8 protein-coding genes are annotated in these 8,549 nt (G+C 71.9%); 3 read left to right on the forward strand and 5 right to left on the reverse strand.

The features are described 5' to 3' along the window. Window positions 1-2,465 (forward strand): efflux RND transporter permease subunit (locus tag NS184_RS16135; RefSeq protein WP_058727109.1); only part of this gene is annotated, 2,465 nt, incomplete at its 5' end. A 55-nt stretch (window positions 2,466-2,520) separates the two neighbouring features. Here the strand turns inward: NS184_RS16135 and NS184_RS16140 are convergent. From NS184_RS16140 to NS184_RS16150, 4 genes are all read right to left on the reverse strand, one after another. Continuing rightward, entirely contained in the window at window positions 2,521-2,763 is a 243-nt protein-coding gene (locus tag NS184_RS16140; RefSeq protein WP_152998278.1) for a hypothetical protein, read from the reverse strand. A gap of 322 nt (window positions 2,764-3,085) precedes the next feature. Continuing rightward, the gene (locus NS184_RS16145; protein WP_058727114.1) at window positions 3,086-3,295 is read right to left on the reverse strand and encodes a hypothetical protein; all 210 of its coding nucleotides are present in this window, start codon (window positions 3,293-3,295) and stop codon (window positions 3,086-3,088) included. A gap of 39 nt (window positions 3,296-3,334) precedes the next feature. Next, a complete protein-coding gene (locus tag NS184_RS18445) occupies window positions 3,335-3,475 on the reverse strand; it encodes a hypothetical protein (RefSeq protein WP_193750517.1) in 141 nt (46 codons plus the stop codon). 311 nt (window positions 3,476-3,786) lie between these two features. Further along, window positions 3,787-4,788 carry an alpha/beta hydrolase gene (locus tag NS184_RS16150; RefSeq protein WP_152998279.1) on the reverse strand — a complete coding sequence of 334 codons (1,002 nt, stop codon included), beginning with the start codon at window positions 4,786-4,788 and terminating at the stop codon, window positions 3,787-3,789. 118 nt (window positions 4,789-4,906) lie between these two features. Between NS184_RS16150 and NS184_RS16155 the strand changes: the two genes are divergently transcribed. Both NS184_RS16155 and NS184_RS16160 read left to right on the forward strand, forming a co-directional pair. Next, window positions 4,907-5,761, forward strand: a complete 855-nt coding sequence (locus NS184_RS16155) for a PPK2 family polyphosphate kinase (protein WP_058727112.1) — start codon at window positions 4,907-4,909, stop codon at window positions 5,759-5,761. A 269-nt stretch (window positions 5,762-6,030) separates the two neighbouring features. Further along, on the forward strand, window positions 6,031-8,136 hold the full coding sequence (locus NS184_RS16160) for a DEAD/DEAH box helicase (RefSeq protein WP_058727113.1): 2,106 nt from the start codon (window positions 6,031-6,033) through the stop codon (window positions 8,134-8,136). A 100-nt stretch (window positions 8,137-8,236) separates the two neighbouring features. Here NS184_RS16160 and NS184_RS16165 read toward each other — a convergent pair. Then, window positions 8,237-8,549 (reverse strand): DUF664 domain-containing protein (locus NS184_RS16165; protein WP_152998280.1); only part of this gene is annotated, 313 nt, incomplete at its 5' end.

The raw sequence follows: 8,549 nt of genomic DNA on the forward strand, positions 1-8,549 counted from the left end.
AGCTCGGCGACGTCGCGAAGGTCGCCATCGAGGAGTCGCCGCGCACCTCGATCAGCCGCGTCGACGGCAAGATCGCGCTGACCATCGCGATCACGAAGACGCAGGAGGCGAACACCGTCGACGTGTCGGAGACGGTGAAGCAGGCCCTCCCGGACATCGAGTCGAAGGTCGCCGGCGACCCGCAGTTCACGGTCGTGTTCGACCAGGCTCCCTACATCCAGCAGTCGATCGACTCACTCGCCGAGGAGGGCCTGCTCGGCCTCGGGTTCGCGGTCCTCGTGATCCTGGTGTTCCTGCTGTCGGTGCGGTCGACCCTCGTCACGGCGATCTCGATCCCGACGTCCGTGCTCCTCGCGGCGATCGGCATGCGCGCCGCCGGGTACACGCTCAACATCATCACGCTGGCGGCACTCACGATCGCCATCGGCCGCGTGGTCGACGACTCCATCGTCGTCATCGAGAACATCAAGCGGCACATGCAACCCGGGGTCGACCGGTCCCGAGCGGTGCTCGACGCCGTGCGGGAGGTCGCGGGGGCGGTCACGGCCTCGACCCTGACGACCGTCGCGGTGTTCCTGCCGGTGGCGTTCGTCGCGGAACTCGTCGGCGAGCTGTTCCGGCCGTTCGCGCTCACCGTGACGATGGCCCTCGTGGCGTCGCTGCTCGTGTCGCTGACGATCGTGCCGGTGCTCGCGTACTGGTTCCTCCGGCCGCCGAAGGAGCACCGGCACGCCGAGTCCGCCGCTGCCGCCGCCGACCGGACACCCACGGAGGCGACCGCTGCCGGTTCGGCCACGGGCGCGCTGGCCTCCGCCGCCGACCTCCACGACGCCGGCCGCCGCGACCGACTCCAGCGCGGCTACCGTCCCGTCCTCGCCTGGGCGATGCGGCGTCCGTGGGTCGTCATCGTGCTCGCGGTCTTCGTGCTCGGCGGCACCCTCGCGGCCGTCCCGCTCGTCAAGACCAACTACCTCGGCGACTCCGGCCAGAACACGTTCACGGTGACGCAGGACCTGGAGCCGGGCACGAGCCTCGACGACCAGTCCGACGCGGCAGCGAAGGTCGAGGAGGTGCTCCGCGGGGTGAAGGGCGTCGAGACCGTGCAGACGACCATCGGCTCGAGCGGCCAGTCGATCCAGGCCGCCTTCGGCGGCGGGGCCTCGGCGTCCGTGCAGTACAACGTCACGACCGACTCGGCGGCCGACCAACCCACCATCCAGACGACCGCGCGCGACCGCATCGAGAAGATCGACGGTGTCGGCCAGGTGTCGCTGTCCTCGGCCGGCGGTGGCTTCGGTGGCTCGAGCGACATCGAGGTCGACGTCACCGCGCCGACCCAGGCCGAGCTCCGGACCGCGGCTGACACGGTGCTCCGGGCGATGCGGGGCGTCGACGGCACGACCGAGGCGACGAGCAACCTCTCGGCCGCCGAGCCCTACCTCGCGGTGAAGGTCGACCGGCAAGAGGCAGCCGAGCGCGGCCTCACCGAGCAGCAGGTCGGCGGGCTGGTCGCCGCTGCCGTCTCGCCGCGCGACACCGGCAGCGTCGAGATCGACGACGCCACCCTCGACGTGTACATCGCGGACCCGAACCCCCCGGAGACGATCGCCGCGCTCAAGAAGCTCTCCATCCCGACGTCGACCGGCGAGGTGCCGCTGTCCGACCTCGCGACGGTCGAGCAGTCCGAGGGCCCGACGACGATCACGACGTCGAACGCGGTCCGGACCGCGACGATCACCGTCACACCGGACGCGACGAACCTCGGCGCCGCCGTGCAGAACGTGACCGCGGCGGTCGATGCGCTGGAGCTGCCGAAGGGTGCATCGGCGTCGATCGGCGGTGTGGCCTCGAGCCAGTCGTCGGCGTTCAGCCAGCTGTTCCTCGCGATCCTCGTCGCGATCCTGATCGTCTACGTGATCATGGTCGCGACGTTCCGGAGCCTGCTGCAGCCCCTGCTGCTCCTCATGTCCGTGCCGTTCGCGGCGACCGGGGCGCTCCTGCTGCAGATCATCACCGGCATCCCGCTCGGGGTCGCGTCGATCATCGGCCTGCTGATGCTCGTCGGCATCGTCGTGACGAACGCCATCGTGCTCGTGGACCTCGTCAACCAGTACCGGCGTCGAGGACTCCGTGTGGCCGAGGCTCTGGTCGAGGGTGCGACGCGGCGACTCCGGCCGATCCTGATGACCGCGCTCGCGACGATCTTCGCGCTCGTGCCGATGGCGCTCGGCCTCACCGGCAAGTCCGGGTTCATCTCGCAGCCGCTCGCGCTCGTCGTCATCGGCGGCCTGGTGTCGTCGACGCTGCTGACCCTCGTCGTGCTGCCGTCGCTCTACTTCGTGGTCGAGCGGGCGCGGGAGCGGCGGGCGGATCGTCGGGAGTCCGGGCTCACCCGCAAGGAAGCGCGCCAGCAACGACACGAACAGCGGGCTGCCGGCGAGCACGAGGCGGTACCGACGGACTGACGCTCACGTGGCGCTTGCGGATGTGGCGTGTGGCGTGTGGGGGGTCGACAGCCCGTCAGTGCTCGGACGCCTCCACGGCGCGGAACCAGCTGACGAGCACGATGACGAGGGTCGTCACGAACACGATCGCCGCGACCTGCGCCAGCACCTGCATGTGTCCGGTCGCGGCCGCGTAGCCGCCGAACGCGACCGTCGCGCAGAACGACAGCCCGAGGAGCAGCTCCACCACCGACCGCAGAGCGGAGGCGTGCTGCCAGGTGGTCGGGGTGGTCGCGGGGCGCGTCGTGGTGTCGGTCACCCCGGAAGTCTGCGCGGGTGCGGCGCCGAGCAGCAGTCCCGACTCCGGGTGGCACCCGGCCAGGGGACGCGGCCCCGACACCGCTGCGGGGGCTGTGTCCAGTCCTGCGCGTGACCGATCCGGTGCGCGGAACCGGGTTCGGAGCACCGGATCGGCCACGCCGGGGATCGACGTCCGACGCCGACCGGCGGCGTGTCCGCCGGTGCGTGCCGGCGCCGGCGCCGAGCCCGCGCCTGGGCCAGGCCGCCGGTTGAGGACGCAACCCGGAGACGCACGGGAGGCACGGTGCACTCCCGCCCCGAGCCTCCCGTCTGCCATGTGGTCAGCGGGACTCGCCCGCTCGCCTTTCGTGGGCTCGGGGTGGCCAGGCGACGAGCAACATCAGCGCGAGCGGGCCGAGGAAGAGCGTCAAGAGGAACCAGGTCCACGCACGACGATTCCGCGTCCGCGCATGGCCACCGGACAGGATCGCGATGCTGAGCCAGACCAGCTCGAGCACCAGCACGAGGTGATCCGTGACGAACGCCGCCATGATCACGCCTTCCAGTTCCCCGCCGTGTGCCTCCGCCACTCAGCCGATGGCCGCGAGCCGTTCCCTGATCTCCACTTCCGCGGACACGGTGTCTGCTCGGGCCACAGTGGCCGGAACCGCGACCGCAAGCATCGCGACGAGGGCGGTGGAGAAGGCGGCGGACTTCATTGCGAACTGCACTGTTCACTCCTTTGGTCGATGCCGCCACCGTGACATTTTTCCGTTGAAACATCAAATGCGCGGAACTCTCCGCGTGTCACCCTCTCGGCGGAGGGCGGATCGGTCGTGCTGGGCCTTTGGCCGATCCGCTGCGAGGTACCCGGGTAGGAGGCGCCGGAACGGCCGCATCGGGAGGGGACCTCCGTCACACGCTCCGCAGGCCCCGGTTGCCGCGACGTCGGTCCGTCGGTGAGGCGACCAGACGGTGGACGGGAGGCGCGGTGGGCGCCCGCTCGGCGCCTCCCGTCCGCCGTTCGGGCCGGACGCGTGCGTCAGCCGAGCCGGTCGCGCAGGAACGCGACGACACGCTTGCTCATCGCCTCGTCGAGCTGCGCGATCGAGTGCGCCGTCCCCTGCACCTGCACGAACGTCACCGGCACGTCGTGGGACCGCAGCGTCGACACGAACTCCTGCGACTCCCACAGCGGGATGAACTCGTCCGTGGAGTGCCCGATGAAGAAGGGCGGGGTGTCCGCCGTGACGTGGTACTCGGGCGATGCCTGCTCGGCCGCCGGGCACTGCGTGTACGTCCGGCACCCGAGGTAGAGCAGCTGCTTCCGCTGGAACGAGGCCGACACCCCGTCGGCCTCGGTCGAACGCGCCGTCAGGTTCGTCGGACCGCTGAGGTCCACGACCGCCCGGATCCGGTCGCCGTCCGCGTAGGTGGGTGAGTCGTGGTCCGTGACGGCGAGCAGGGCCGCGAGGTTGCCGCCGGCACTCCCGCCGAAGAGCCCGACGCGCTCGCGGTCGACGTCGTAGGTCGTGAGGGTGGTCGGCCGGAAGACCCAGTCCAGTGCCCGCCGGACGTCGTCGTACCCGGCGGGGAACGGGTCGGTCGGGGCGAGTCGGTAGTCGACGTTGAACGTGACGAACCCCTGTGAGGCCAGGTACTGGCACACGGAGCGGTAGGCGGCCGTCGCCTTGTCGCCGTGCGACCAGCTGCCGCCGTGGATCATCATGACCGCCGGGCGGGTCCCGGTGGTCCGCGCGTCAGCGTCCGCGGTGGCAGGCGCCGTCGGGGTGGGCGTGGCCGTCGCGTCCGGCTCGCTGTCGGGCGGGAGGCAGACGTCGAGGCGCTGCAGCGGATCGGCGCCGTACGGCACGTCGGCGACGACGTCGACGCCGTGGTACCGGAGCGACAGCGGGTAGATCACCGGGTCGGTCGTCACGGTCGCGTTCCGGTCACCGGACGGGTCCGGGCTGCACGCGGCCAGGGCCGCGAGCACCGCGAGCACGCCGATGGCAGCGAGCAGTGAGCGGCGACCGGTTCCCATCGCGACCACGCTAACCCGGCGGGCTGCACGCCCACGTCCACCGGCGGACGGAGAAGCTCCGCCGGGCGGAGTGCGCCGACCGGTGCCAGGATGGGCCGCAGACCCCCCAGGAGGACCCGTGAGCCGTCGCAAGGCCTGGAACGCCGACCCCGAACCGCTGCTCCGCGTCGAGGAGGGCTTCCGCCTCGACCGCGTCGATCCGGACTCCACTCCGGGCTTCCCCGGGCGCAAGATCGACGGACTCGAGGCGCTCGCCGCCGGCGCTGCACGGCTCTCCGCCCTGCAGGAGCGTCTGCACGCCTCGGCCACCGCGGGGGACCAGCGCCGCGTGCTCCTCGTGCTCCAGGCGATGGACACGGCCGGGAAGGGCGGCATCGTGTCGCACGTGGTCGGCGCGGTCGACCCGAACGGCGTGCACTACGCGGGCTTCAAGGCACCGACGGCCGAGGAGCGCGAGCACGACTTCCTCTGGCGCATCGAGCGGGAGCTCCCGGGCGCCGGACAGCTCGGCGTCTTCGACCGGTCGCACTACGAGGACGTCCTCATCCAGCGGGTGCGCTCGTTCGCGCCGCCGGAGGAGATCGAACGGCGGTACGGCGCCATCGTCGACTTCGAGGACCGCCTCGTCGCCGAGGGCACGACGATCGTCAAGGTCATGCTGCACATCTCGAAGGACGAGCAGCGCGAGCGACTCGGCGACCGGCTCGACCGCCCCGACAAGCACTGGAAGTTCAACCCCGGCGACATCGACGAGCGGTTGCTCTGGGACGACTACCAGCAGGCGTACCAGGTCGTCTTCGACCGCACCTCGACCGCGCAGGCACCCTGGTACGTCGTGCCCGCGAACCGGAAGTGGTACGCCCGGCTCGCCGTGCAGCAGCTCCTCCTCCGGGCACTCGAGGACATGCAGCTCACGTGGCCGCCCGCGGACTTCGACGTGGCCGAGCAGCGTCGTCGGCTCGCCGAGTCCTGACCCACCGCCCGACCGGTCTGGAGGCACGACCCGCCTCCGTCGCGCGGCGCCCGTCCGCCCCGGGGCTGGCCAGTCGGTGACGCATCGCGTAGACTCACCCGGTCGGCCTTCGGCGCCGTGGCACTGTGACCACGGAGTTCTTCGTTTGGGTGTGTGTTGCTCGAGGGCTGGAATCACGTCGATCCGCGACGGGATGAACCCCCTCCACGATCCGCCCCCGCCGATGTCGCTGCCGGGTGTCGTGGCATGTCCGCACCCCGGAAAGAACGATGGCCCAGTACGACAAGGGCGCGCGTCAGCGTGCCGACGACCGAGTCCGCCACCCGAACGGCACCCCCGCCGCTCGCAGCAGCAAGCACCGCGGCTTCCGCGCCGCCGATCCGTCGCAGCCGCGCCAGAAGCAGCGCTGGGACGCTGAGGAGCGTCGCGGCCGCGGCGCGCAGGGCGACCGTCCCGCGCGCCCGAACTGGGAGCCCCGCGAGGGCGGCCAGGGCCGCTGGAACCGTGACGACCGCGACCGTGCGCCGCGTCGTGGTCAGGACGACCGACCGCGTCGGTTCGACCGCGACGACCGGGACCGCGCGCCGCGTCGTGACCAGGATGACCGTGCTCCCCGCCGCTTCGAGCGCGACGACCGTGCTCCCCGCCGCTTCGAGCGCGACGACCGTGCTCCCCGCCGCTCCGAACGCGACGACCGCGCGCCCCGTCGGTTCGAACGTGACGACCGGGACCGCGCCACGCGTCGTGACCAGGACGACCGTGCGCCGCGTCGATTTGACCGGGACGACCGTGCGCCGCGTCGGTTCGACCGCGACGATCGCGCGCCGCGACCTGACCAGGACGACCGCCCGCGTCGGTTCGACCGTGACGACCGTGCGCCCCGTCGCTTCGACCGGGACGACCGTGCCCCGCGTCGTGACCAGGACGACCGCCCGCGTCGGTTCGACCGTGACGACCGTGCGCCCCGTCGCTTCGACCGGGACGACCGTGCCCCGCGCCGCTCGTTCGACGAGGACCGCCCCCGCCGCGAGCGCTTCGACCGCGACGACCGTGACCGTGCGCCCCGCCGCTTCGACGACCGCCCGCGCCGCGACCGCTCGGACCGCGACGAGACCCGCACGCCGTACGTGCCGGCCGACGACGTCAAGCTCGAGAAGCTCCAGGCCGAGGCCACCGTGGCGGCCGACGTCGAGGGCGTGACCTTCGGCGACCTCGGCATCGGCGGCAACATCTCCCGCACCCTCGCCGAGATGGGCGCGTCGAACCCGTTCCCGATCCAGGCCGCCACGATCCCCGACGTCCTCGCCGGCAAGGACGTGCTCGGCCGTGGCCGCACCGGTTCCGGCAAGACCATCGCCTTCGGTGCGCCCCTCGTCGAGAAGCTCATGGAGCACGGCGGCGGCACGAAGCGGAAGATGGGCCGCGCCCCGCGTGCGCTCATCCTCGCCCCGACGCGCGAGCTCGCCCTGCAGATCGACCGTACGGTGCAGCCGATCGCCCGCTCGGTCGGCCTCTTCACGACGCAGATCTACGGCGGCGTCCCGTACGGCCGTCAGGAGGGTGCGCTCGAGCGCGGCGTCGACATCATCGTCGGCACGCCCGGACGCGTCCAGGACCTCATGAACAAGGGCAAGCTCGACCTCAGCGAGGTCATCGTGTCGGTGCTCGACGAGGCCGACCACATGTGCGACCTCGGGTTCCTCGAGCCCGTCCGCGAGATCCTCGCCGCGACCGCCGAGGTCACGCCGCAGGGCAACCGTGCGCAGAAGCTCCTGTTCAGCGCCACCCTCGACGCGCAGGTCGCCTCGCTCGTGTCGGAGTTCCTGCACGAGCCGAGCGTCCACGAGGTCGCGGGCGAGGACCAGGCGTCCTCGACGATCGACCACCGCGTGCTCGTGGTCGAGCAGCGCCAGAAGGACCAGCTCCTCGAGGAGCTCGTCGCAGGCTCCGGCAAGACGATCGTCTTCGCCCGGACCCGTGCGTACGCCGAGCGTCTGGCCGACCAGTTCGAGGACGCGGGGATCCGGGCGACCTCGCTCCACGGCGACCTCAACCAGTCCCGGCGGACCCGGAACCTCGGCTTGCTGACCAGCGGTCGGGTGAACGTGCTCGTCGCGACCGACGTCGCCGCCCGCGGCATCCACGTCGACGACGTCTCGCTCGTCGTCCAGGCGGACGCCCCGGACGACTACAAGGCGTACATGCACCGCTCCGGCCGCACCGGTCGCGCGGGCGCCGAGGGCACGGTCGTGACGATCGTCACGCGGAACCGACGTCGCAAGATCGAGGGCATCCTCGACAACGCCGAGATCGAGGCCGACCTCGTGGAGGCCGCACCCGGCGACCGCCTGGTCGCGGAGCTCGCGGCGCGCTGACGCGCGCGGGGCACCGGACGTGCCCGATGACGGACCGGAGGCCCGTGGCGACACCGCCACGGGCCTCCGGTCCGTTGCCGCTCCAGCGGCGACAGCCGCGTCAGCGGTTGAAGAAGAGCAGACCGCGTACGTAACCGGCCTGGCCGGCGTGCTGGACGCAGTCGTCGAGGATGCTGACCAGCCGGACGCCCGCCGTCACCGGCGGGTCCCACGCGTCGTCGACCACGGCGTCGAGGTCCTCCGGGCTGAGCGTGGCGAGGTACTCGGTCGTCCGGGCCGTCACCGCGTCGAGGTAGCCGGTCAGCAGGTCCGCCGACGCACGCACACGGCCGACGTCGTCGCGGGACATGCCGTAGCCGAGGGCCTCCGCCGGGAAGGGCAGGCCGAACCGGTCGACCCAGCCGTCCGCGGTC

The organism is Curtobacterium luteum (assembly GCF_001475545.1).
Lineage (GTDB): Bacteria > Actinomycetota > Actinomycetes > Actinomycetales > Microbacteriaceae > Curtobacterium > Curtobacterium luteum_A.

Excerpts from the sequence above, each read along its gene's own strand:
- NS184_RS16145 (WP_058727114.1), bottom strand. The coding sequence starts at position 3,295 with ATGGCGGCGTTCGTCACGGATCACCTCGTGCTGGTGCTCGAGCTGGTC.
- NS184_RS16150 (WP_152998279.1), bottom strand. The coding sequence starts at position 4,788 with ATGGGAACCGGTCGCCGCTCACTGCTCGCTGCCATCGGCGTGCTCGCG.
- NS184_RS16160 (WP_058727113.1), top strand. The coding sequence starts at position 6,031 with ATGGCCCAGTACGACAAGGGCGCGCGTCAGCGTGCCGACGACCGAGTC.